The organism is Candidatus Poribacteria bacterium (assembly GCA_009839745.1).
GTDB lineage: Bacteria > Poribacteria > WGA-4E > WGA-4E > WGA-3G > WGA-3G.
Genome location: VXPE01000045.1, coordinates 46,213 through 71,429, shown reverse-complemented (window position 1 = coordinate 71,429; position 25,217 = coordinate 46,213). Strand labels below are relative to the sequence as shown.

Genomic DNA, 25,217 nt, shown 5'->3' with positions numbered 1-25,217 from the left:
GCATTGTTCTGTCAACTATTTCTAAATTCGGAAGATTTCTCCTAACTTCCCACCCAGCGCACGTCCCGCACCAAGCAGACACGCAATCAGGATGAGCATACCGACCACACCGAGTGCGCTCGCCGTATAGGGACCGTGGTCTGGACGCTGAGAGAGTGACCAAATCGCTTTCGTAATCGGATAGTGCTGATCTTTCATTGCCAAGATGAGGCTATCACTGACTTCAAGCATAGAGAACGAGAACACCAGAATCGCACCCGCCAGGATGTTCGCGATGACCAAAGGCAGGGTGATTTTATACAACGTCCGAACAGGCGTTGCTCCCACGTTTTGCGACGCTTCTTCGTAGCTCACACTCGTCTGCTGGAGTCCGGCGTAAATGGAACGCAACATATAGGGTAACCGCCGCACCGCATAACTGATAATCAGCAGGAACGTCGGATTCTGTCTCGGATCTATAACAGATACCAATCCATCTGGAAAATACCGCAGGAGCAGCGTCGTATCCGCGAAACTCCCCATGTATCCGAACGCGATGGCGACACCCGGCAGTGCTAAGGGCAACATCGCCACTGCATCCAACAGATTCTGAAACGGGAGACGTTTGCGTGTCAACAGATAGGACACCACAACACCGACCAAAAGTGCCAACATCGTGCTGAAAACGCTGTATTTCAAACTGTTGAGGATACTCGGTAGCGTGTCGGAATGCGTGAAGGTCTCAACATAGTGTGCGAAGGTCCACGATTGCGGTAACACACTCAATCGCCACTGGCTTGCATCCGGGGTCAAGGACACAAGGATCACACTGATGTGTGGCAGCAACGCCGTCAACGTCAATCCACCGATAAAGGTGTAGATGATACCCCGCATCCCCCACTTCGCATCCGTTTCACGTGACGTTACGTGTCCCCTACCGAGCATCTCATAGTGTTTGCTCCCCGTCCACCGTTTAGAAACATAAAAAGCTAGAGCCGTTAGCACAATAATGAGCACAACGAGGGCATACCCCATCGGATTGGTGTTCGCCTCGGTCACTTGATTGAAGATTCGCACGGAAACCACGTTACGGTACTCAAAAATCAGGGGGGTGCCGAGATCCGTAAACGCCCAGATAAAGACGAGGATCGCACCGGCAAAATACCCGGGCATCATCAACGGCAACGTTATCTGACGGAAGACCTGAAACCGCGAGGCTCCCATATTCTCCGCGGCTTCCTCTAAACTCGGATCGACATTCGCGAGTGCCGCGACGATGTTCAGATACATGATCGGATACAGGTGCAATGTGGATAACATCACCACCCCCCAGAACCCGCCTCCGAACCAGTCAATAGGCTCCGTCAGATCCATCAGGTTGAGTTTCCCGAGAAGCATATTAACGCTCCCGTATAACCCGAAAAATTGCTTCATCCCAATCGCGCCGACAAAGGGTGGCATAATCATCGGAATCAGGATAACAGCGCGTAGCGTGTCGCGACCGGGATACCGGTAGCGTGTCAAAAAATACGCCAGCGGCAGGCTGATGATACTCGTCACCAGCGTCACCATCACACCGATCTTGAAACTATTGATAACGAGTTCACGGATATTCGGATCGGTTACGATCAATTTGAAGTATGTGAGGTTGAATGTGTTTTCAATCCAGAAGGCTTCCTTGAAAACATAGAGGAGTGGATATATGAGGAAGACAACAAAGAAGAGGACCGTCAACCCAAAAACCAGCGTGATGGGTGGCGTTAAATCGTAGCGTCGTCTAATTCTGTCCATTAAAGAGAGATGTGTGTGTATGTTCTGTTCTGCCTCTGGGCGGTCCAGCATCTTTTTCTCCGGCTTCCTTGAAGATGGTTGATGAGTCGCAGCGTTTTGTAGCGTATCCTGTTAGGGTGCACCCCTTTAGCAAATCCCGATTCGTAGTCGCACAATAGCGCAAGTCGCATATGGACTTGTGGAACGATGCGCATCGCATCTGTCCTATTAATTATACCTTATACCCTACCGAATTGCACTTATTTTTTCTCAAGCCTCACAGGTGTGCCAATTATCGTTTCTTCAGATCCGCCGACGTCCCAACGACAGGCTTTTGAACCTGCGAATGTATATGCTGGTTTGTCAGATTTGATGTATTTGGGTATCCCAACGTTTGATTCCAATATCGTTCAACCCAACCTACGGGCTGTCCCTGCTTGAGTTTCTGTAGGTGCTGAAACATCCAGCACTCCCAGCGGAGTGCTATGTCTATAGAAACCGATGTATTACTATGTCTATAGAAACCGAAAATCTTGACTTTAACATGTTTTGAGAGTATAATTATTCAACAAGACGTTCCATCCTCTATAAAGACTGCCGCTTCTTAAGAGCGAAAGTCTCTGTAACACGCCCAACAGCATATACGGTATAAGATATGAAGCATTCAGATCCCCATTTAAAAGAAAACGCGAACACTTCCCCCGATACGAACTTTATTCGACAAGCGATTGAAGAAGACCTTAAGACAAACAGGTATGACGGTAGAGTGCATACCCGATTTCCACCAGAGCCAAGTGGCTACCTCCATATCGGACACGCCAAAGCCATCTGTATCAGTTTCGGGATTGCCGAAGATTTCGGCGGACTTTACAACTTACGCTTTGACGACAGCAATCCCATCACAGAAGAGAGCGAGTACGTAGACGGCATTAAGCGAGATGTCCGATGGCTCGGATTCGATTGGAAAGAGCGGGAATATCACGCTTCCGACTATTTTGAGACGCTCTACGAATATGCTGTCAAACTGATAGAGAAAGGCAAAGCATACGTCTGCGATTTGACACCAGAGGAAACACGAACATATCGTGGCACCTTGGTCGAACCCGGGAAAGACAGTCCTTATCGCAACCGATCGATTGAGGACAACCTGACGTTGTTCCGGGGGATGCGGGATGGCGAATTCCCTGATGGTTCCCGCACGCTCCGCGCAAAAATCGATATGTCAAGCCCGAATGTGAATATGCGTGATCCCGTGATGTATCGCATCCTTCGCGCCCATCACCATCGTCAGGGCGACGCCTGGTGCATCTATCCTACCTACGATTTCACCCACGGACAATCCGACTCCATAGAAGGCGTGACACACTCGCTCTGCGATGTCCAGTTTGAAGACCACCGTCCACTCTATGACTGGTTTCTGGAAGCGTTGGAGATTTATCAGCCACGACAGATTGAATTCGCACGGCTGAATCTCACCTATACCGTCTTGGGCAAACGGAAACTCAAAGTCCTCATTGAGGAGGGACACGTCAGCGGATGGGACGATCCGAGACTCCCGACACTCTCTGGGATGCGCCGCCGCGGGTATACACCTGAAGCCATCCGAGATTTTTGCAACCGCATCGGGGTTTCAAAGGCGGATAATCTCATTGAGATGGGACAACTCGAATACTCTATCCGCGATGATCTAAACCGTCGCGCCCCACGGGTCATGGCAGTTCTCAATCCGGTTAAGGTTATTATTGACAATTACCCAGAGGGACAGGTCGAGATGTTCGATGCCGAAAATAATCCTGAAGACGAGAACGCCGGGACACGGCAGATCCCATTTTCGCGAGAAATCTATATCGAGCGCGAAGATTTTATGGAGGATCCGCCCCGCAAATTCTTCAGATTGGCGCCCGGACGTGAAGTGCGGCTTAAGCACGCCTATTATGTCCAGTGTGAACGGGTCGTTAAAGACGAAAAAGGCGAAATCGTTGAGATTCACTGCACCTATGATCCCGAAACGCGTGGCGGGTGGTCGGAAGACGGACGCCGGGTCAGAGGCACATTGCATTGGGTCTCTGCTGAACACGCCGTTGATGCTGAGGTTCGCCTCTACGATTCGCTCTTCACGGAACGGGAACCCGAGGGCGCAGCGGATGACGCAGACTGGATGCAGTTCCTGAATCCGAACTCCTTAGAGATTCTAAATGACTGCAAGGTTGAACCGAGTCTTGTGGAGGCAACACCGGAAAACCGGTATCAGTTCCTCCGGATGGGTTATTTTTGCTTGGATCCAGAGACAACACCAGAGAAATTAGTATTCAATCGCACGGTGCCATTGCGGGATAGCTGGGCGAAGATTCAGAGAGGACAGAAATGAAAAACGTAGCAGAAACACCCCGTTGTGCCGTAGCCCCAGAGACCGTCCGCGTCCGAATGGCACCCTCACCCACCGGTTACTTACACATCGGTGGGGCACGCACAGCGCTATTCAACTACCTGTTCGCCAAACATCACAACGGCAAATTCATCCTCCGAATCGATGATACGGACACGGCGCGTTCCACGGATGCGTCCATGCGCGAGATCTATACCGCACTGAAATGGTTAGGACTCGAATGGGACGAGGGTGGCGATGAGGGTGGACCCTGTGGGTCTTATGTGCAATCCGAACGGAAATCTATCTACGACGGTTATGTCGCGCAGTTGCTTGAGAGTGGCAACGCATACCACTGCTATTGCACCCCGGAAGAATTAGAGGAGATTCGCAAGGAGGCGCGCGCCAACAAACAGACGCGTTCCTACGATGGCAGATACCGAGATTTAACCCCAGAAGCCGTCCAGCGTTTCGTGGCAGAGGGTAGAAAACCGGCCGTGCGGATCAAGATACCTGACACCCCAATCCGTGTTGACGACCTCATCCTCGGTTCCCGGAACATTGATCCTGCCACCTTAGAGGACGAGGTAATTGTGCGTTCAAACGGCATGCCGAACTACAATCTCACCTCCATCATCGACGATGCGGAGATGCAGATAACGCACGTCATTCGGGGAACAGAGCATCTCAACAATACCCCGAAGCAGATTGTAATTGCGAATGCCCTCGGTTTAAACGTTCCACAGTTTGCCCACATTCCGTTGGTGTTGGATAGTGGCGGTAGGAAGATGAGCAAACGGCATCACGGCGACCTCGTTGCCGTGAATCGCTACCGTGAGCAGGGGTATCTGCCTGAAGCGATGCTAAACTTTGTTGTCCGACTCGGCTGGTCCTACGACGATAAACAGGAAATTTTCTCTGTCGATGAACTCATCGAGAAATTCGATCTGGAGCGGGTCGGAAAGAGTGGCAGCGTCTTTGATATTAAGAAACTGGAGTGGCTCAATTCCCACTATATTGACCAATTGGATATTGCGGCACGGACGGATGCGGTCATCCCATTCTGGCAAGAAGAAGGTTTATTGAATAATTCAATCGGAGATCGGGAGTGGTTGGAAGGCATTGTCGAAGCCGTGGGTGAACGCTTGACGACACTTCAGGACATCGTTCCGCAGACCTCCTATTTCTTTACCGATGCATTCGAGTATGAACCGAAAGCTGTCAAGAAGTGGTGGGGAAATTCAGAAGAAAAGAAGGAGAGAACCCGCGAGATTTTGACGAATATTTCACAGATTTTGGAAGAGATCCCTACATTTGATATAGAAACAATTGAAGCGGCAATTTGGAAATACACAGATGAGAAGGACATCAAACGCGTCGCAGCGATGCAAGCGTTGCGGATCGCACTGACGGGCGCATCGTTCGGTCCGAGTCTCTTTGATATTGTTGTGCTGCTCGGTAAGGACGAGGTTTTAAAACGGATCCCAAAGGCGATAGAACACCTCACTTAGGAAGCACTGCGGTGTAAAACGGGTTAGTTGTAAGAATCTTCAATGGAAATTGTTCGACAAGATCGCCTCATTGAATTTGCACAGAGACATCCAAATACGCGACCATCACTCACCCGTTGGTATCATTTGGTGCGGGAAAGAAGTTTTAGTTCGTTTGCAGAATTGCGTTCTGTATTTCCTCATGTTTCTCGGGTAAGAAACCTCACAATTTTCAATATTGCTGGTAACAACGTCCGCCTCATCGTTTCTATGAGATATGATGAACAGAGAATCTACATTCGGTATGTGTTGACACATGCCGAATACGATAAAGGAAAGTGGAATGAGTAAACTATGACTTCCAAAACAGAAAATACCCTAAATGTATCTGCAATTGACACACCTATTGCCTTTCAACCGCAGGGCAAAAGCAAATTGCAACCGTCTGTCAAAGCGTTATGCGACTTAATTGATGTTCTAAACCAAGGCGAAATTCATATTCCTGTTTTATTGACAGAAATCGAATACCAACAACTTGCGGCGCGGTTAGACGATTTACTTGATATAGTAGGGGAGGAAAACCACCCTTTGGCTCCCTTACTGCATTTCGTCGGCACGCTTATTAAAAACTATGAGGATAAACATGTTCCAGGACTAACAAAACTCTAACTATTGGATAACATAGGCAGTTACAAAGAGGCGGATCCGATCTCTACTTTCTTGTTCTGGGAAGCGATGGTATTTGCTACCACGGTTTCGTGAAGTAAATAAAGAGTAAAGCGTTACAGATTTTGGATGCCCAGCGAGTATTACGCGCATAATTCCCTTCCACAAGAAGATACTGTCTTCAAAACCTTAGAAGGAGGTCGTTCATGGCAGCAAAACTCGCTATATATGGTGGTAAAGGGACTGTCCCTGATGGATTGATTCAACCGTGGCCAGAGGTTACCCAATCCGACAGAGACGCAATTGCCGAGGTTATCGCCTCCGAGAAAATCACGGAACAGCAACGGATCCAATCCGAAGGTCTCGCAAACGAATGGGCGGAATACATGGGGGTCGAGTATTGCATCCCTGTCAACAGTGGGACAGCTGCGCTCCATCTCTGTGTCGCAGGGGTCGGCATCGAACCGGGCGACGAGGTCATTGTTCCCGCCTTCACTTTCTGGGCAACGGCAGCCGCTGTGCTCCATCACAACGCTATTCCCGTCTTTGTTGATATTGATCCCATCACTTACTGTATCGACCCCAACGCAATCGAAGCGAAAATCACCGAGCGAACGCGTGCGATTCTGCCGGTGCATATCCACGGCATGCCTGCTGATATGGACCCGATTTTAGCGATTGCGAAGAAGCATAACCTGAAGGTTATTGAGGACGTCGCACAGGCGCATGGCGCGTATTACAACGGCAAGCTGTGTGGTGCCTTTGGCGATGCCGCGGGCTACAGCACGCAAGCCTCGAAAACCTTGAGTAGCGGGTGTCAAGGCGGTCTGTTCACAACCAATGATGCGCAGATATACGAACGTGCAGCGTTGTTGCAGTATTTCGGAGAGATCGTCGTGCCGGGTAGCGAACGCGAGGAACAGGAATACAATGCCTATGGGCTTGGATGGATGTATCGCGGGGATATGTTCAGTCAGGCGTTCATCCGTAGCCAGCTCAAACGGCTTAACCTGAACAACACCATTCGCATCCGAAATTGCCACTATCTTACAGAGTGTCTCGATGAAATTGACGGCATTGAAACCCCAGTTACGCCAGAAGCCTGTGAACCCGTGTATTACAACTATGTCATCGGTTTCGATCCGGAGGCGTTGGGATTAGATATTCCCGCAAAAACCCTACGTGAGAAGGTGCAAGCCGCACTCCGTGCGGAAGGCGTGCCAACCGGACAGTGGCAACGGCTACCTGTACCATCTCAAGAGATTTTCCAGAACCGAATCGGTTACGGCACAGGCTGTCCGTGGCGATGTAATCAATCGACGGTTGAATATAAAACAGAGGACTATCCGAGAGCCGTTGAATTCATAGATTCGCACTGTTATATCTTTGATGTCAACCCCCCCAACGATATCGAGTTGATGTCCTGTTACGTTGAAGCCTTCCACAAGGTAATGGATCAGCTTGACGCCGTGCTTGATGCACCAGAGACCGCCTAAATTGTATTAATGGCAGGGTTTACGCAAAGCGCAGTCTTTTCGTCTACAAGCCGCTACTCTTTGGAGAAATGCTTGTATTTACAAGAGTGCTATGTTCGTAGTAAGGCGATTTATCGCCTTCTTGCGGAAGTCCTAAATGATTTTCTTGAAACTGGCGACATTTCATGATATACTACGGAGAAGTGAAACCGAGAGTCTACATTAAAATTATAGTTTAGATGCACAACATATCGCTATTGCAACAACACATGGTGTTGAATACCTTGTATCGTGGAACCAGAAACATATTGTCAATGAAAACAAACGGGAACTTATCAATCAAGTTTGCCGAGAGGCAGGTTTTGACCCAACAACCATCTGCACACCAGCAAACTTAATAGAGGAATTTCAGATGAAAGAAGAAGATTTTGAAAACTACACAGATCCCATCCTTGAAGAGTGCTATCGAATAAAAGAGGAACTTTCTGCTCAATTCAACTCTGTTGAAGAACTCTCGGCGTATATGCGAAAAGTTCAAGAAGAGTGCAGACGGAAAGGCATGAAAGTTGTTTCGTATTACGTGCCACCCGAGAAGCGCAAGGAAAAAGGAAGAGGAAAATGATATGACCGAAGAAAGTGTAGAAATCGCGCCAATCGTGAGTGAACCCACCCGAACACAGAGTGAGAGTGTTGAAACTATTATTAACAACTTTAATAGAGGCGACATTATCATTCCAGATTATCAGCGAGATGCTGAACAATGGGGTGATCGAAAAGAATCACTTTTCATAGAATCGTTGTTGAACAATCTGACGACCCCTGCGCTTTTTTTCTTAGATGATCTGGATACAAGCATTTCTGAAGTGATTGATGGGCAACAACGCTTGAATACAATCCTGAAATATGAGCGCGACAAGCTCCGTTTAAACGCGGACGACGATATTAACTATCTTTCGCCACAAAGTATCCACTATAGTGGAAAGAAGTTTTCGGAACTTCCTCAGAAATTCAAAACTGTCTTTCGACGATACCCACTTACAATCATTTACCTTCCACCCCGATTGGATCTCCGCACGAAACTTGAAATCTTTCGGCGTATCAATGAAGGTGGAACCCCTTTAACTGCCCAAGATATTCGTCTTTCCTATTATAGTGAGTCGAAGTGCGTGTACTTCGTGCGCCTTGCCGGAATTCATGCCGATTCTTCCTCGGCAAAGCGGATGATAGAAGCGGCACGTCAAAAGGGTGTAGACAATCCTTGGAAGCAGTATCCTGAGATATGGGAACTTTGGAAAGATTGGTGGGAAGGCAAAGACCGCGCCAAAGGACAAACCCCATCAGCAATGGTTCTCTGGTACCTTGTCTTTATGCATAGAGAGAAGTTGGATGTGCTCCTTTCATCTCCGAATTTAATGAAACATCTCCCGCTTGCATTTCATGGATCCACAGAAGGGGCATTAGACATCTATTGTGCACAATTACAATATACAGATACACAAGGGGGAACCCCTGTTTTTCCTACGTATGGAAATGGACTTGAAGACGACTTCCGTAGTTTCGCTCAGTGGATAGGGGCGATCCTTGGACGTGGACTTCCGGGTGTAAGTGTTGATAAGTACAAGCAAATGGCACTCTTGATCGGAGCTGCGGTTGAGTTAGGTATTGATGCAGATAAGCTGAGTTTTGACGCGTGGGACGCGATTGCGGGATTTATACAAACCCCGCGTAGAGCAGGGGAAAGATGGCTTAAGCGAAAAGGAGGATATCCAGAGTCAAGGGGCCGCTGGAAAGGGGATCGAGGTCAAAAGGCGCAGTGTGATATGGCGAAACTTCTTTTAGCGAAAATTGTGGACACATATCCTTGAGCTCACTCCCCCCTAATCTCCCTCCATGTAATCCACAGGCTCGATTTTTTCCCGCTGAATGGAAACAATCATATTTCCTTCGGAACTTTGACAAAAGTCGTGGCGGCTATGTGTGTCCCGACTGCCAAAAAGTTTTCTGTGGTCCCGCAGGCTTTAGACAACTCGATGCCGATCACATAACTCCATACGCACGGGGTGGCCTCACTGTATGGGAAAATCTGACCTTGCGATGTAAACCCTGTAACGTGGCAAAACGTGATAAAATAATTTGATATGCTCAATTTGCGTCTGTCTTGTGAAAACATAGACTCGGAGAAAGAACGTACATGCCAACCCTCAACTGGATCGGAAAAGAAGCCGTCATCAACCACCATGACGAAGTCCCGATACACACCTTGACACACGACCCTGATCGCTCCCTTGGGACTGAAAACGAACCGCTCGGCACTGGGAATCTCCTCATTGAAGGCGATAACCTCCTCGCCCTCAAAGCACTCCTCCCTTATTACGCGGGTAAAGTCAAATGCATCTATATTGATCCGCCTTATAATACAGGTAACGAAAGTTGGGTCTATAATGATAACGTTAACGACCCAACCATTCAGAAGTGGCTTGGAAAGACGGTAGGGGCACTCGCCACAGATCTCTCGCGACATGATAAGTGGCTCTGCATGATGTATCCACGCCTCTGTCTCCTCCATCAACTCCTTCGAGAGGACGGGATTATCTTCATCTCAATTGATGATAATGAGTTACATCACTTGCAATTGCTAATGAACGAGATTTTTGGTGAAGTTAACCTTATTGCCTGCTTGCCAACTGTAATGAATCTTAAAGGCAACAACGATGAATTCGGATTTGCTGGAACCCATGAATATACACTCTGTTGGGCAAAAAATAAAGAATATTCCCAAATTGGTGAGTTTGAATTGGACGAAGAGGAAATACTGGATTCGTGGCTAGAAGATGATTATGGATATTATAAAAAAGGAGCCGGTCTAAAAGCCACTGGGCAAAATGCTCCAAGAGCTAAAAGACCCAATTTATATTATCCAATATTTGTTAGTCCCGAAGATGAGTTAACAGTCATAGAGGGTTGTGAAACCAGAAATTATGAAGAAGTTCTACCGATGACAGATGGTCAGGAAATGAGTTGGAGATGGGGAAAACAGAAGGTGACTACAGAGTCTCACAACCTTATGGTAGAGAGGACAGACTCTGGGATTAGTCTATTCAAGAAACAGAGACCTGCCCTCGGCAATTTACCAACCAGAAAACCAAAATCTCTGCTTTACAAACCTGAATATAGCAGTGGAAACGGGACGACTGTATTAAAGGAAATATTTGGCGAGAAAGTATTTGACAATCCTAAACCTATTCAACTCTTGAAGGACTTTGTTAGTCTTTCTACAGAAGGAGATGACGTTATCCTTGACTCCTTCGCAGGTAGTGGTACAACAGCTCATGCTGTTCTGGAACAAAACCGTGAGGATCGAGGTAATCGACGTTTCATTTTAGTTGAGATGAAGTCGAAAATAGCCCGTGAGGTTACATCTGTCCGCCTTGAACGCGTCAGCGAAGGGTACACCTTTGAGAGGAGGGGTAGGCTGCAACATGTGTACGGCATTGGTGGAACTTTTTCTTATTATCATGTCGGCGAAACCTTCTTGGAAAAACAGGACATTCTGTTTAGTGAGATGGCACAGTACCTCTTTTTCAAGGAAACAGGAATGCCAATGGCAGTAGACATTGCGCAGTCCCTTTTAGAGGGGGATAGCCCGTCGTATGGTGCTTGTAATACTGATGAAAGACACCAACGCGCCTTTTTAGGTAACGCGGATGGTGTCGGGGTCTACCTACTCAACAGTGACGACATTCTGACTGAGGATCTCATAGATCGCTTACCGCGGCACGAGGGCAGCAAGATTATCCATTGCGGAGGCACCCAACTCACCGAAGCCACCCTAAAGCAGTTGGGCATCACCTTCCGCCAAATGCCGTATAATCTTGTGTAGGACTGGGAGTGGCAGAGTCATTCAATTGTAGTATTTTTATGTAGTATTTTTATATTTGTTAATAATTAATGTATGTTATGTTATGTTATAAATCCGGTCAAAGCGGAAATATTCGCACCATTTCGCTAGATTTCGCTAAAAGATAAAACCATGTAATTCCTTAAAATTGAATGACCCTGTCGGGAGTGGTTAATGGTGTTGACAAATCCGCTCAAATCTCGTATACTAATCTCAGTTGCCACTTTGTAGCATAGACTGTTAGTCTGTGCCCTACGCAAGAAATATTGAAAAACAAAGGTTTCCAATTAGGACAAATCTTATGCTTCATGCACTGGAATTAGAAAATTTCAAAGCATTCGGGGAGCGTGCACGCATCCCCTTTGCACCGATAACGCTCATCTTTGGCGAAAACAGTGCGGGAAAAAGCACAATCCTGCAAGCACTCAATCTGCTCAAGCAGACGCGGGAAAGCCGCGAGACAGGAGCTTTGTTGCTTCCCCGGACCGAAAATGGTATCGTCGATCTTGGTAGTTTCCAGGAGTTACTTTTCGATCACGAGCTAAAGCGGACACTCTCAATTCGTGTGGAAACCAAGATAGATCGTCAAGTATCTGTTGAATTCAGTTTTAAAAGACCCTCACTTGAAGAAGAAGTCCTTTTAGATCAAATCAAAATTTACTACGGAAATCCTGCTAGATGTATTGCTAAGTTTCAACCATCAGGTGCCACTGTAGAACCTGATGAATTCTTGGGTTTTTTGTTTCATTCGTTTTACATTAATTTGCGTGGTCCTCGGCCATCAAAATTAGCTGCAGTAAAGTGTGTTTGGTTAACAAAAGCTGCAAGATACTGGAGACCGGAGTTTGAGTGGGTTAAAAAGAATAGGAAAGAGATACTCAGCCGGTTTGAGGAAGAAAAATCAGATTTAAATCAACAATATTCTAAAGAAGCACTTCGAGAAGATGCTGACAGACTTCAGGAAGCAGTGGATTCCTTGGATGAATACATCAAATTTTTCTCATCTAACTTTGATTTGAAGACTTACATTTCCGAGATGCACAAGCACGAGATGGACACTGGTTTAGGTATGCAAGGTTTCCTGCCTTTTGAAGCCATTTCTAGTGAAAGGAAGCCTAGAAGGGCAGCAGACCCCCGTTCTGTATTACGTGGGAGGTTTGACCACAGAGTATTTGATGTTGCTCAGTGGACTATGGTCGCAGGTCGTGCATTAGAACAAACTTTGGAAGCTCTTTTCCCAATGGGACCTTTTCGGAGACCTCCAGAAAGATGGTACATCTTTACAGGAACCAGTCCACAGGATGTAGGTTACCGAGGAGACTTGCTTCCTGATTTACTCTTACGACGCCCTGAGCTTGTTAAAGAAGCAAATCAATGGTTAGAACAACTTGATATAGGCTATAAACTCAAGGTGAAGCCTGTCGGAACTGATTCAGGCGACCTTTTTGAAGTTAGGCTCGTAGATACGCGTCGAAAAGGAAAAGAAGGCATAGATGTAGCGTTACCAGATGTAGGTTTTGGTATTAGTCAACTTCTTCCCTTTGTTGTCCAGAGCTTGGTTTCAGAGAAACAGATTATCTCTATTGAACAGCCTGAAGTTCACGTACATCCGAGGTTGCAGGCGGACCTGGGAGACCTCTTAGCTGAAGCTATTAAAGAACCACGTCACAATCAGTTTATTGTAGAAACCCACAGCGAGCATTTGATCTTACGGCTGCAACGCTTAGTCTATGAAAAACGCATCCAACCAGAAGATGTTTCGGTTATCTACGTCAGCCGTGGGCCTGAAGGGGCAAAAGCAGAACGTTTGCGTCTTGATGAGGAAGGTGATTTCATTGATGAATGGCCCGACGGTTTTTTCCCGGAACGCCTCAGGGAACTTAGATAGTGGAAGGAGTGTTTAGATGCTTGTCAGTGCAGTGCTTGATCCTTCTGCATTTGATGTGGAGTACTTTGACGAAAATGAACTCTATATGATTCAGGCGGTTGATTTCTTAAAGGGTATCCAAAAAAACGGACTACTGATTGTTGACTCGGGAAATAGACTGCGAGATGCCCTTGTCAGACAGTACGAAGCTCTCCCAAGCAAACCTCGGGGAAGGTTGCGTATTTTAGTTGAGGAACTCTTACTGAAAAAGGGAACAAGACGGATTATTGCGTGTCATCTTTCGTTAGGTAATATTCCATCAATGAACCTTTTAGATCTGGCATATAACTTGAAAGCAGATACTGAAGCCGATGCTTTAATTGTTGGAAACGAGAGTCTAGAAAGACTAGAGTCTGATCAAAGATATAGCGAAGATATTGTTCCGTTATCCGAGTATCGCGATAGTGATTTTGAGAAAGACCGCCAGCGTTACGAAAGCCAAATTGGGCCGATAGACACACTTCCCGAATCAGAAGTGGAAAACATCATCATTCGTTCGGTCCGTTTCACCAAATGGCTTCGGTTTTATGATCCATATATTGGGCGAGGAAACAATACGAACGATTTCCGAGAGGGCATTGAATATATTCTATCTCTTTGGTATGATCACGGTTTTTTTGTATCTCAGCAGGGGGCCGGAAGTGTGGAGATATTTACGTGCAGTGATCAATATATTCGGGTTCAGGAACAGCACCGTAGAATCGTTCAAGAACTCATAACACCGTTACAGCAACGGTTCCCTTGGCCGGTAAATTTCTTGATAAAAAATGATCCCAGACGAATCTTCCATGCAAGATATTTAGAGACACAACACGCTATTATCCGAATCGAACGAGGGTTTGATTTTTTTGATCAAGACAATGAATTTTTGCGAAACTTCTTTACGCTGAATATGGCGGAAAGTTCTCATTTGAAAGAATGTCGTGATTTACGGAACGTAGTCCTTTGATAGCACATCCTGGCAATATGTATAGAAATTATGCATATTACTCCTGATATGTATAAAAATTCGCAAAAACTATACATGTACAATCGTTGGAAGTAATAAAATGACACTTAATATTACAGATATGCCCCTCGAACAATTCAAAGATTGGCTCGTGCCTATTGTTAACGAAGATATATTCACATCCCGTGAACGACTCATCGCACTGCTTGCAAAGAATGCTCCTCACGACGAACTTGAAGAAGAGTTTCGGGAGTTCTTTAACGGTTACTACGTGCTTGCTTTGGAGTTGGAGGAGTACGAAGAAGTTATACTTGGAATTATAGAGCAGAACGATGCATTTGCACACCTGAATCACCGTATCTCAGCAGTTGAGGCACAGCGGAAAAGTTCACCTTTGGGACGCGAAGCGCGGCGAATGGGTCTCTCCGTACACGGTGATCCTGTTCCAGAAATAAAAGTTACCGCTTTATCTCCTGATGAATTCCGGGGGTTCGTTCATACACTTGCAAATTGGCGATTTTTTGTATCGCGGGAACGTCTCGTTAAGTTAATGGAAACGGATGACCGTATTGAGATATCGTATCGTCTACGTACTGAATTCTACGAATTTTTCGTTTGCTACTTGGAATTGGAACTGTTTCTTGAAAATTATGATTACGACCCAGACGATGGATTGGAGTTGCGTCCAGAATTCATTGAAGAGTTAGAACGCGAGGAGGAGTATATCCGGTCCGGTGGTAAAATGTATACACTTGAGGAGGTCGCCGAAGAATTAGGAATCGACTTGAAATGTATGAATTGATATTGACCTCAAATGCCAGGCGGGATTTGCGGCGTTTGGATGCCAAAATTCAGAGGCAAATTCTTAGAAAACTTAGACACCTTTGTGAAAATTGTGATGACTATCCTCATAAGGCACTGAAAGGAAAATATAGTGGACAGTTTAAGTTGCCTTCCGGAGACTATCGAGCGATCTACACTCACGATAAACGAACGCTGACAGTTGAAGTCTCCCGAATTCGGCATCGTTCATCTGTATATTAAAAAAGTAAATATCTTTCTAACATTGGAAAGCAGAAAAGATGCACCTACCTCTCAAAGAATACCAAGAACGCACCCTTGAAACCCTAACAGAATATTACCAAAACTGCTTACGTCTACAAAACGCCAACACTGCTTTTTATGACCTAACCCAACGACCTTACGCCTCCGTTGATGGTTTACCCGGTATGCCGTATGTCTGCCTCAGACTCCCTACAGGAGGTGGCAAAACTTTCGTTGCATGCCACGCTGTCAGTATCACCGCATCTGAGCTCTTAAAGACAGAGAGTCCTATTGTTCTTTGGCTTGTTCCTTCAAACGCCATCCGCGATCAGACACTCAACGCCCTTAAAAATCCGGATCATCCCTATAGGGACGCGTTTAGGTCCGCAAGGCATAACGTCGAGATTCTCACCATCGGCGAGGCACTCTACCTATCCCCGCATATTCTCAATACAAAGACCACGATTATCGTTTCCACGATGCAAGCGTTCCGTGTTGAGGATACCGATGGTCGCAAGGTTTACGAACCCTCCGGCGCGTTAATGGGGCATTTCACACATCTTTCAGATGAGGTACTCTCAGGGATTGAGCGAGAAAATAGTAAACCTGTTTATTCGCTCGCGAATCTTTTATGCGTCAAACGTCCGCTCGTTATCGTTGACGAGGCACACAACGCCCGAACCGAGCTCTCTTTTGAAACACTTGCTCGGTTTAACCCCTCTGCAATCATTGAATTCACTGCGACCCCTGATACGGAACAAAACCCTTCCAATGTCCTTTATACCGTTTCTGCCGCTGAACTCCAAGCGGAAGATATGATTAAGATGCCGATTCAGTTGGAAACCGATCCTGAGTGGAAACGGCTGCTCGCGACTGCTATTGCACAACGTAACGCCCTTGAAGTAGATGCCGAAAAAGAACGACGAGAAACAGGCGAATACATCCGTCCTGTGATGCTGATTCAGGCGCAGCCAAGACGTAGAGACCAAGAAACTTTAACGGTTGAAGTCGTTGAGAAATGCCTACTTGAGGAACACACAATTCCTGAAGACCAGATCGCGCGTGCAACAGGCGAGGACAGAGGACTTGACGATGTGGACATCAACGATCCAGAGTGTCAGATTCGCTATGTCATCACCGTGCAAGCGTTACGGGAAGGATGGGATTGTCCGTTTGCCTACGTTCTCTGCTCTGTTGCCGAAATGAGGTCCGCTACTGCTGTTGAACAGATATTAGGAAGGGTTATGCGTCTTCCGAAAGCACAGCGAAAGAAACGGGAATCGCTGAACAGTGCTTATGCCTTTGTTGCGTCCCAGAACTTCTATGACGCTGCAGCTGCCTTAACCGATGGACTCGTTCAGAACGGATTTGAGAAACAGGCAGCCGCTGAACTCATTCGTCCTACGAATGAGCAGCAAGGTGAGTTACCGTTTGTTGAGGACACGACACAGCCTGATACTGAACCTACCGCCGCTGCGCGCGGTGAAGTCTTTAAAATTCCAAAGTTGATGGTCAAGCGGGACCAGACGTATCTTGACTTTGAGGCATCACGATTTTTAGAAACCGTGTGGCAATTGTCCGAATGCGATGCTGAACTCTCTGAGGAAGAATTTCCTTCGGAATTTAACACAGGTGAGCGTGGTGAAGTTGGGCTCTCTCAAGAAGGAAGAGTGGAAATACGGTTTTTGGGTCAACTTCATCAGCAGATGTCTTTTCTCGCACCCGATGACAATTGGGATGCTGCACAACTCGCAAACTGGCTTGACAGGACCATTAAACATCTGGATATTTTACAACGTGAATCTCTGCCATTTTTACAACGGTTAGTCAAGTATCTTATTGACGAGCGCAACATTCCAATAGAGGTCCTCATCCGCAATAAATATGCTCTGAAGGATGCCGCTGAGAAGAAAATTGATAACCATCGCCAAAACGTGCACCAGGCTACCTATGAAAACTTTCTTCTGCCCGAATGTGCCACTCCGGTTGTTGTTTCACCTGACCACTGTTTCTCCTTTGAGCCGCACAGTTATCCCTATAACACCCGTTATACCGGTCATTATCAATTCCAGAAGCACTACTATCAACATGTTGGCGATCTAAAGTCAGATGGTGAGGAATTCCAATGTGCGCAGTTCATTGACAGGTTACGTGAAGTTAAATTTTGGGTACGGAATCTTGAACGCAAACCCCTGCGTTCCTTCTGGCTCCAAACTTCAACCGACAGGTTTTATCCCGATTTTGTATGTTTCTTGACCGATGGACGCTATCTGGTTGTTGAGTACAAAGGCGTTCATCTCTGGTCCGCCGACGATGCGAAAGAAAAACGTGAGATCGGTGAGTTGTGGGAGGCACGTGGGGGCGGACAGTGTTTGTTCATTATGCCCAAAGGACCTGATTTTAATGCCATCCAAACCAAACTCTCCCAAAATCTTGATTAAAGCGAAACCAATTACATGAAAAACGGAGGAACTCAACTTGAACATTAAAAAAATTATAGCATTCGCGTTTGTGTTAGCTTTTATTGTCCTAATTGCGAGTTTTATCGGTTGCGAACGGATTCAGCAGATCGTTCATCCTACCACGCCTCAGATGGAGAGCGTTAGTGAGGAGATTTTAATTGGTGCTGTCTATCCGCTTACAGGACGATTCAGTTCGGCGCATCCATCGTCAAGATATGGCACTGAGCTTGCTGTCGGAGAGATTAACACCTCACAACACAGCAGTGTGAAGATCAGACTCATTACAGAGGACGATCGGAGTAGCGTGGAGGGTGCTGTTGAAGCCTTCAACAAACTGATTCATCAAGACAAGGTTCCTGTCATCCTCGGTCCGGGATCCTCAAGTCAGGTACAGGAGGCTTTTCCAATCGCGCACCAGAATCAAATTGTAGCGATGAGTCCTTCCTCAGCCGCCTCTGGCTTGAGTGCAATTAGCGATTTTGTTTTCCGTACCAATCTCACCACAGATGTGCTTATTCCTAACGGTGTTCGAGTGACGCAAGAGAAACTCGGATACCAACGGGTGGCTACGCTATTTGATGAGGTTGATCTTTTTTCTCAGGTTAGCGATGAGGCGTTGAGAAACGCGCTCACTGATAACGGTGTTGAGATTCTAACAACAGAAAGTTTCCAAACCGAAGAGACTGACTTTTCTGCGCAATTCACGCGTATCAAGACATCGGATCCGGATGCCATCTTTATCTCGTCTACAGTCGCAGACATTTCCAACATTCTGATTCAAGGTCGCGAACTTGGGATACCTTTTGATATTCCGTTCATTGTCAATCTCACTCTATCCAGTAATTCGGTGAAAGCCGCGCAAGATGCTGCCGAGGGAACGATCACTTTTACGAGTTGGGATAGCACTGAAGACACACCCGGCAATCAAGCCTTTGTTCAAAACTACATCGCAAAATATGGAATAGAACCGAGTATTTGGGCAGCGCAATATTACACTGCTGTTTATGTCCTTGCAAAAGCGATAGAGGATGCCCAATCAACAGATCCAGAGGCGATTGCGGCAGCACTCGCGGAAATTCGTGATTTTGACACGATTCTCGGTCCGTTCTCTTTTAATGCTGTTGGAGACGCGGTCTACGATCCTATTGTCTTGATTGTCAAAGATGGTGAGTTTGAGGTGTTTGAGTAGGTATGTGTTTCAATATGCAGAGAGGCTTTAGGTAAGCGTAACCTAAAGCCTCTTTTTCAATTCTGACTTGTGAATTTCTTATTCATCTGAATCGTCCGGATAGTCGATCGACCATTTGCCGCGTCCATCCCCAGAGGGTTCTTCTTTCCAGAGATCAAGGAACTTTTCAGGGGCGTTATGCTCCGTGAGATGCGCCATAAACATGTCATGCAACTCTTGGACGAGTTCCATATTATCCGCAGCGATATTGTTCTCGGCTATCGGATCAGCGGGTAGGTCGAACAGTTCCGGTCTACCGTATTCACCAACGGGTGCGTATCCCCAGCGATCAGTAACGAGGAATGGCACTGTCGCTCGACGTGGCACAGTCTCGTCACGCGCCGCGATATGGCAACCCGTCACGGCATATTCTCTATGCTGTGTATCGCCGTTACGGAGCGCCTGTGCAAAAGAGCGGCCCTCAAACGGTGTCGGTGGATCCAAGGTAACCCCAGCCAATTCACAGAGTGTCGGCATAATATCCATCGGCTGTGCGATGAGGTCGAGGCGTTGTCCGCTCGGGACATCGCCACCCGCAATCAGGAACATCTCATGATTAATTTCCGGATACGTCGGCCAATAGCGTTCATCCTCTGGATCAATATTGGATTTGCCCGTTCTACTGTGTTCGCCGATAGACATACCGTGGTCCGACATGACAACGACCAGGGTATCGTCCCATAACTCCAAGTCTTCCACTTTCTGCAGCACCCGTCCGATGTGTCGATCAATGAGTTCTGCTTCACCTGCGTAGTGTGCCCAGAGGTTGTGCAGTTCGGCATCCGTAAAGAGCGACGACAGACCGTAATTCGGATGTAGCATCGGTGGACCGGTGTAATCAGGATCGTATCGTTTGACGAGATATTCGGGAGGATCCCACGGTTCGTGCGGATCAAAGAAGTCTACCCAGAGGAAGAAGGGACCTGAGCGGTGGTTCTCTTCCAGCCATCGAATTGTGGTTTCAGAGGTCCTCCCGGAAAACGTCTCCGATTCGTATTGGTAATAGCGGTTCGTCCAGCGGTGGGTGTTCGGGAGCGTGTGTCCTCTATATGACGGGTGGGGGCGTGTCTTCTCATTCGGCATAACGATTTTTATCTCGTCGTTATGATGTAGAAGCGGTTTGTCTCCTTCCTGTCCACGGTGCTGAAAAGCCGCATCGAAACAGTGTTGGAACCGGACGTTGAACAGGTGCGGCGTATCACAGATGAGCTGCGTTGCGTATCCCTGATCGCTCAGGAGTTGTGATGTAATGTTCCGTCCGCTCAGATCGATGGGCTGCCACGGGTAGTGGGGCCACCCGACTGTTCCCGTCATAATATCTGTGCGGTGTGGCACTGTCGGGAAGCTGCTCATATAGAATTTGTCGATAGCCGTTGCGCGTTCTGCCTCAAATTTATCGAGCAGTGGCGTGCGAATCGGACGACGCGCCCGTTCACCGAGATTGTCATACCGAAAGGTATCGGTAATCAGTAAAACAATATTTTTCATATTTTTAACTATTAACCTCGCTATGATTGCCCATTACGCAATCATCGGTTTGTGATTTGGTCTAACCTTTTGGTAATAAAGTTGTACCATTTCTATTTGAATAATCCGCATAACGCATATTATTCACAAGCCATCTCATAATTTCAATAGGACGTATCGTAGGGGCGAGGTCTCCTCGCCCGTTATCAAAGTGAACTTTACAGATATAATCTATGATTTAAACCTCTTGGCGCGTTGTTCTTAGCAAAAATAGCGTCACCAACAGCAACGGCACAATAACCGCAGCAGAAACCGCGATAGGGACGAGTGCACCGATGAGACACGGAAAGAAAAGGATTGAGCCGATCATGGAGCCTTTCAGCGCGAAGTAGCCATTTTCCTCGTTCGGTTGGAGATACAGTGAAATACGCGTGCCAACCGTGGCGATGACACCTAAGATTACCCAAACAATATAGGATTTGTGGAGATCGGGTTCCAACCAATACGGCAAAAAGGCGATGGTAAAAGCGAGAACCGTGGCAACCGCCGAGAGTAGGAGTGCTGGACGGATGCCAAGTTGGATCGGAGTCGTTACGATGCCGAGTTCTTTATCGCGCGAGATGTCTTTGAAGGTGGTGGTAATATGCGTGCCTAAATCGTAAAGCGTTGTTGCCGCGAAGGCATACCATACCAACCGCGGCACAGTGCCGTTCACTGCTAATGCGCCGAAGACGCTCAGGAGTCCAATTCCGAGCGGCAGTGTGAGACTTCCTAAGATACCTTTCCCTTTAAAAATGGCGTTGTAGAGATGCGAGATTGCGACCAAACCCATCACCAGCAGACCGGCTTTGATATTGAGCCAGAAACCGCCAATCACACATAACCCGTAGATAATACTCGCCGGGACAATCGCCTGACGCGGGGTCAGCCGCTGTGATGGAAGGGGACGTTCTGGATTCGTGTGTTTATCTGTTTCATGGTGGAAGTAGTCATTTTTTATCATTCCGGCGAAGTAGCCGCAGAGCGCAACCAAGAGTGCTGCCGCGACGCGTCGTGTGAAGTGCCCGTCACTGGCGATAAGCGCGCCGGGCAGTGTTGCGACAATCGGAATCGCGAAAAGCGGATAGCGGATGAGGTCGAGATAGGCTTTGAAACGGTTCATCTATCGACTTTCGATTAGAAATTTTCGCGTGGCACGCCTGCTTCTGTTACCGGAGAATTTCTGGGTTCGTAGGCTTCGTCTACACCGTAAAACTGATCGCTTTGGGTTCCCGTGCCGAGCTCGGTGATATTCGGGCCAATCTGTTTATTACCTTGGATGAAGTTGTCCCGGAGCCGACCCCCGTCGTAGACTGCCCAACCGACATTCAACGTGATGTTATTGGAGACGATCTCTGGGGATGCAGTGGAATAGCAGACGATGGCGTTCTCATAATTCGCACGGAGAATATTATACTGGATACGCGGTCGAGCGTCATCTTCGCATATAATTCCGTAATTGTTAGCCGTGAACTCGTTGTATTCTACATCCGGGGACGCGCCGCCTCGGAATTGTGTGCCTGTGCCGTTCCTATTAAATTCGTTGCTGGTAATAGTCGGGCTGGTATTTTCGGAGAGGACCCCTGTTTTGTTTTCACTGAACAAGCATCTCTCGATTTGAACGGCATCCGTCCGGGCTGTGATGCCAGCGGTTGCATGTTGGATACGGCAATATGTGAGTCGGCTATTCGGGCTTTCGGCTTCGATCTGAATTCCGCCCCAATCTCCTGCCTTTGGCGGATCGGCAGTTAAAGTTACCTGAGTGTCGGTGCTGATATTCTCTTCCATGCCCATTGTCCCGAAGTCTGATGTCAGTGGTGACACGTGTGCGTCTATTTCGGATGGGGCGTGCTGATCTTCGCGCATCCTTCCCAAGGAACCGAAGACAACCATCCGCTCTGGTGATCCTTCGGCATAGAGTTCACCGCGCACGACGATGTGGCTTGGTGTATCTATCGGTTCAAAACCGACAATAGTGCCTGATCGGATCGTCAACGTGATACCTTCGGGGACAATGAGGGTGTCGGTAATATAGATGCGTCCGTCCCAAACCTCATTTTCTGTCAGTTCACCCGATTTCTCTATGATCTCTGAAGTGCCACCTACATCGAGATTGAAGGTTTCACCTTGGCATCCGCAATAGAGCGCAGTTAAAGCACAGATAAGGGGGATGAGGAGGGTGCAGCACGAGAATTTCTGATGTTGCTGTGTGAGAGTTGCTATTTTCATGACTATAATTTTAGCATAGACATGTGTTTAGATCAAGGATGAAACAAGTATCGGAAATCGGAGATCCTTCCTATAGGAGAATTGAATGGCTCTGGGAAAAAAAAGTTTGACATCGGGCGTAAAATTTGCTATAATTGTATAATTAGATATTATATTGTCGTTACACGGATTGAGACCTCAGAACTTATATGGATGCCATAGAATATTTGGGGCGTTTTAGGGAATGGCATCTATAATTATGCATTTTAGTACCGAGCACGGAACCCAAAAGCACATCTCACGCCTACAAAAAAGGACGTATGGACAATGTTTGAAAGTTTGAGTGATAGGTTACAAAGCACTTTCAAAAGACTCAAGGGACAGGGAAAGTTAACAGAGAACAATATCTCTGATACGCTGCGTGAAGTGCGTCGGGCGTTTCTTGAGGCCGATGTCAACTATAAGGTCACACGTGAGTTCATAGAGCGGATTAAGGTGCGTGCCCTCGGTCAAGAAGTACTCGGGAGTCTGACACCGGAACTGCAAATCGCTCGAATTATTGGCGAAGAACTCACCCAATTGATGGGTGAAAAGGCGGAGAAAATTCGCATCGCACCGGGGGGACCCACCGTGGTGATGCTTGCCGGATTGCAAGGCGCGGGGAAGACGACTGTCGCTGCGAAGTTAGCACTCAGGTTTCGCAAAGAGGGACGTAAACCCTTACTTGTTGCCGCAGATGTATATCGACCGGCTGCTATTAAGCAGTTGCAAATTCTCGGTGAACAGACAGAGACACCCGTGTTCTCAATGGGAACAGAGGTCTCTCCTGTTGACATCGCTGAGGCATCTGTCAAGGAAGCCTTAGCACATGGGCATAACTGCGTTATTATTGATACTGCTGGACGGCTGCACGTTGATGAGACGTTAATGGGTGAACTTCAGCAGATTAAAGAACGCGTGGAACCGACAGAGATCCTGCTGATCGTTGATGCAATGACGGGTCAGGATGCCGTGAATGTCGCCGAGAATTTCAACACTGATTTGGAGATTGATGGCGTTATCCTTACGAAAATGGATGGCGATGCACGTGGCGGGGCTGCACTCTCTATTCGGCATGTCACGCAGAAACCGATTAAGCTCATCAGTGTCGGTGAAAAAATTGAAGCCACAGCGTTAGAGGAATTCCATCCCGAACGGATGTCTTCTCGGATCCTCGGAGAAGGCGATTTCCAAACTTTGCTTGAGAGAGCAGAAGATGTTTTCAGCGAAGACCAGGCAAAGGAACTTGAACGTAAACTTACAGAGAACAAAGGTTTAGATTTTGACGATTTTCTCACGCAACTGGAGCAACTTAAAAATATGGGACCCTTGGATCAATTGATGGATCTGATGCCCTTTAAGAATCAGTTGCCTGTTCAAAACCTTACACCCGATGAAAGCCATTTGCGAACGGCGAAAGCGATCATCCATTCAATGACGCTTGAGGAGCGTAAGAATCCTCGACTCTTGGATAGAAGTCGAAAACTTCGCATTTCCAAAGGCAGTGGAACAACAGTAAATCAAATAAACATGCTGGTTTCGCAGTTGCAGATGATGAATCGTATGCTGAACCAGCAGGCGGCGATGGCGATGCCACAGATGGGACGGAAGGTGGGAGCGCTACCGGGGTTGAAACGGAAGACATCCAGGAAACCTCGAAAACGGAGACGCCGCAAATCACGATAGGGCGACTCCAGAAGGGGCGCCTGCTATGTAAGCAGCATAAATACCAAGGAGGTATTTTTTGGCAGTTAGAATTAGATTACAACGACACGGTAGAAAAAAACGTCCTTTTTATCGGCTGGTGGCGGCAGACGCACGCGCCCAAAGGGACGGTGTGTTTTTGGAACGCCTCGGTCATTACAATCCTATGACCGACCCCGCAGATGTTTTCATTGATGAAGAGAAAGCCTTAAAGTGGTTACGACGGGGCGCACAACCTTCTGATACCGCAAAGCGACTCCTCACTCAAAACGGGATTTTGATGAAATTCGAGTACGAGAAATTGGGGAAACCGATGCCAGGGAGTGAAGGCGTCGAAGAAAGCACAGAAACGGAGGACGTCGAACCTACCGAAACGCAGGACGCAACATCTGAAACCGACACCTCGTCCGATGAAGCAACACCCGACGCAGAAACACCGGCGTCCGAAGAAGAATAGTTTTCAGTTAACTGATAACTGAAAACTCCTCTGAAATCCGAAAGTCAACT

21 protein-coding genes are annotated in these 25,217 nt (G+C 47.3%); 17 read left to right on the top strand and 4 right to left on the bottom strand.

Annotation, left to right across the window (positions count from 1 at the left end; all coding sequences use genetic code 11):
- Positions 1-21 precede the first annotated feature (21 nt).
- Complete coding sequence (locus F4X88_07810) at positions 22-1,761, bottom strand: iron ABC transporter permease (GenBank protein ID MYA56184.1); 1,740 nt, start codon at positions 1,759-1,761, stop codon at positions 22-24.
- Positions 1,762-2,404: 643 nt separating this feature from the next.
- Between F4X88_07810 and F4X88_07805 the strand changes: the two genes are divergently transcribed.
- From F4X88_07805 to F4X88_07735, 15 genes are all read left to right on the top strand, one after another.
- Positions 2,405-4,117 carry a glutamine--tRNA ligase/YqeY domain fusion protein gene (locus F4X88_07805; protein ID MYA56183.1) on the top strand — a complete coding sequence of 571 codons (1,713 nt, stop codon included), beginning with the start codon at positions 2,405-2,407 and terminating at the stop codon, positions 4,115-4,117.
- The gene (locus F4X88_07800; GenBank protein ID MYA56182.1) at positions 4,114-5,625 is read left to right on the top strand and encodes a glutamate--tRNA ligase; all 1,512 of its coding nucleotides are present in this window, start codon (positions 4,114-4,116) and stop codon (positions 5,623-5,625) included. Before F4X88_07805 ends, F4X88_07800 begins: the two co-directional genes overlap by 4 nt.
- A gap of 42 nt (positions 5,626-5,667) precedes the next feature.
- Complete coding sequence (locus tag F4X88_07795) at positions 5,668-5,955, top strand: type II toxin-antitoxin system HigB family toxin (GenBank protein ID MYA56181.1); 288 nt, start codon at positions 5,668-5,670, stop codon at positions 5,953-5,955.
- A gap of 117 nt (positions 5,956-6,072) precedes the next feature.
- Positions 6,073-6,273 carry a hypothetical protein gene (locus F4X88_07790; protein ID MYA56180.1) on the top strand — a complete coding sequence of 67 codons (201 nt, stop codon included), beginning with the start codon at positions 6,073-6,075 and terminating at the stop codon, positions 6,271-6,273.
- A gap of 203 nt (positions 6,274-6,476) precedes the next feature.
- Positions 6,477-7,766, top strand: a complete 1,290-nt coding sequence (locus F4X88_07785; GenBank protein ID MYA56179.1) for a DegT/DnrJ/EryC1/StrS family aminotransferase — start codon at positions 6,477-6,479, stop codon at positions 7,764-7,766.
- 391 nt (positions 7,767-8,157) lie between these two features.
- Entirely contained in the window at positions 8,158-8,367 is a 210-nt protein-coding gene (locus F4X88_07780) for a hypothetical protein (GenBank protein ID MYA56178.1), read from the top strand.
- 1 nt (position 8,368) lies between these two features.
- Positions 8,369-9,610, top strand: a complete 1,242-nt coding sequence (locus F4X88_07775) for a DUF262 domain-containing protein (GenBank protein ID MYA56177.1) — start codon at positions 8,369-8,371, stop codon at positions 9,608-9,610.
- Positions 9,601-9,882 (top strand): HNH endonuclease, encoded by a 282-nt coding sequence (locus F4X88_07770; protein ID MYA56176.1) that lies wholly within the window; start codon positions 9,601-9,603, stop codon positions 9,880-9,882. The genes F4X88_07775 and F4X88_07770 overlap by 10 nt, the downstream gene beginning before the upstream one ends.
- A gap of 54 nt (positions 9,883-9,936) precedes the next feature.
- Positions 9,937-11,625, top strand: coding sequence for a site-specific DNA-methyltransferase (locus F4X88_07765; GenBank protein MYA56175.1), 1,689 nt, complete (start codon positions 9,937-9,939; stop codon positions 11,623-11,625).
- 319 nt (positions 11,626-11,944) lie between these two features.
- Positions 11,945-13,531 (top strand): DUF3696 domain-containing protein, encoded by a 1,587-nt coding sequence (locus F4X88_07760; GenBank protein MYA56174.1) that lies wholly within the window; start codon positions 11,945-11,947, stop codon positions 13,529-13,531.
- Between the two features lie 16 nt (positions 13,532-13,547).
- On the top strand, positions 13,548-14,519 hold the full coding sequence (locus F4X88_07755) for a hypothetical protein (GenBank protein ID MYA56173.1): 972 nt from the start codon (positions 13,548-13,550) through the stop codon (positions 14,517-14,519).
- Between the two features lie 100 nt (positions 14,520-14,619).
- Positions 14,620-15,321, top strand: a complete 702-nt coding sequence (locus F4X88_07750) for a hypothetical protein (GenBank protein ID MYA56172.1) — start codon at positions 14,620-14,622, stop codon at positions 15,319-15,321.
- A complete protein-coding gene (locus tag F4X88_07745; protein ID MYA56171.1) occupies positions 15,309-15,563 on the top strand; it encodes a type II toxin-antitoxin system RelE/ParE family toxin in 255 nt (84 codons plus the stop codon). Before F4X88_07750 ends, F4X88_07745 begins: the two co-directional genes overlap by 13 nt.
- 38 nt (positions 15,564-15,601) lie before the next feature.
- Positions 15,602-18,004: a DEAD/DEAH box helicase gene (locus F4X88_07740; protein ID MYA56170.1), complete on the top strand. Its 2,403-nt coding sequence runs from the start codon at positions 15,602-15,604 to the stop codon at positions 18,002-18,004.
- Positions 18,005-18,041: 37 nt separating this feature from the next.
- Complete coding sequence (locus F4X88_07735; protein ID MYA56169.1) at positions 18,042-19,214, top strand: ABC transporter substrate-binding protein; 1,173 nt, start codon at positions 18,042-18,044, stop codon at positions 19,212-19,214.
- A 78-nt stretch (positions 19,215-19,292) separates the two neighbouring features.
- Here the strand turns inward: F4X88_07735 and F4X88_07730 are convergent, their stop codons facing one another.
- The 3 genes from F4X88_07730 to F4X88_07720 all read right to left on the bottom strand — a co-directional run bounded on the left by F4X88_07730 (position 19,293) and on the right by F4X88_07720 (position 22,988).
- A complete protein-coding gene (locus F4X88_07730; GenBank protein MYA56168.1) occupies positions 19,293-20,741 on the bottom strand; it encodes a sulfatase-like hydrolase/transferase in 1,449 nt (482 codons plus the stop codon).
- A 217-nt stretch (positions 20,742-20,958) separates the two neighbouring features.
- Positions 20,959-21,882, bottom strand: a complete 924-nt coding sequence (locus F4X88_07725) for a hypothetical protein (GenBank protein MYA56167.1) — start codon at positions 21,880-21,882, stop codon at positions 20,959-20,961.
- A gap of 14 nt (positions 21,883-21,896) precedes the next feature.
- Positions 21,897-22,988, bottom strand: coding sequence for a right-handed parallel beta-helix repeat-containing protein (locus F4X88_07720; GenBank protein MYA56166.1), 1,092 nt, complete (start codon positions 22,986-22,988; stop codon positions 21,897-21,899).
- Between the two features lie 306 nt (positions 22,989-23,294).
- Between F4X88_07720 and F4X88_07715 the strand changes: the two genes are divergently transcribed.
- Complete coding sequence (locus F4X88_07715; GenBank protein MYA56165.1) at positions 23,295-24,692, top strand: signal recognition particle protein; 1,398 nt, start codon at positions 23,295-23,297, stop codon at positions 24,690-24,692.
- Between the two features lie 58 nt (positions 24,693-24,750).
- Positions 24,751-25,167, top strand: coding sequence for a 30S ribosomal protein S16 (gene rpsP, locus F4X88_07710; protein ID MYA56164.1), 417 nt, complete (start codon positions 24,751-24,753; stop codon positions 25,165-25,167).
- Positions 25,168-25,217 lie beyond the last annotated feature (50 nt).

Coding starts and splice junctions, on each gene's coding strand:
- F4X88_07795 (MYA56181.1), top strand. CDS start 5,668: ATGGAAATTGTTCGACAAGATCGCCTCATTGAATTTGCACAGAGACAT.
- F4X88_07755 (MYA56173.1), top strand. CDS start 13,548: ATGCTTGTCAGTGCAGTGCTTGATCCTTCTGCATTTGATGTGGAGTAC.
- F4X88_07715 (MYA56165.1), top strand. CDS start 23,295: ATGTTTGAAAGTTTGAGTGATAGGTTACAAAGCACTTTCAAAAGACTC.
- F4X88_07730 (MYA56168.1), bottom strand. CDS start 20,741: ATGAAAAATATTGTTTTACTGATTACCGATACCTTTCGGTATGACAAT.
- F4X88_07765 (MYA56175.1), top strand. CDS start 9,937: ATGCCAACCCTCAACTGGATCGGAAAAGAAGCCGTCATCAACCACCAT.
- F4X88_07750 (MYA56172.1), top strand. CDS start 14,620: ATGACACTTAATATTACAGATATGCCCCTCGAACAATTCAAAGATTGG.
- F4X88_07740 (MYA56170.1), top strand. CDS start 15,602: ATGCACCTACCTCTCAAAGAATACCAAGAACGCACCCTTGAAACCCTA.
- F4X88_07745 (MYA56171.1), top strand. CDS start 15,309: ATGTATGAATTGATATTGACCTCAAATGCCAGGCGGGATTTGCGGCGT.
- F4X88_07760 (MYA56174.1), top strand. CDS start 11,945: ATGCTTCATGCACTGGAATTAGAAAATTTCAAAGCATTCGGGGAGCGT.
- F4X88_07805 (MYA56183.1), top strand. CDS start 2,405: ATGAAGCATTCAGATCCCCATTTAAAAGAAAACGCGAACACTTCCCCC.
- F4X88_07775 (MYA56177.1), top strand. CDS start 8,369: ATGACCGAAGAAAGTGTAGAAATCGCGCCAATCGTGAGTGAACCCACC.
- F4X88_07720 (MYA56166.1), bottom strand. CDS start 22,988: ATGAAAATAGCAACTCTCACACAGCAACATCAGAAATTCTCGTGCTGC.
- F4X88_07785 (MYA56179.1), top strand. CDS start 6,477: ATGGCAGCAAAACTCGCTATATATGGTGGTAAAGGGACTGTCCCTGAT.
- F4X88_07800 (MYA56182.1), top strand. CDS start 4,114: ATGAAAAACGTAGCAGAAACACCCCGTTGTGCCGTAGCCCCAGAGACC.
- F4X88_07780 (MYA56178.1), top strand. CDS start 8,158: ATGAAAGAAGAAGATTTTGAAAACTACACAGATCCCATCCTTGAAGAG.
- F4X88_07725 (MYA56167.1), bottom strand. CDS start 21,882: ATGAACCGTTTCAAAGCCTATCTCGACCTCATCCGCTATCCGCTTTTC.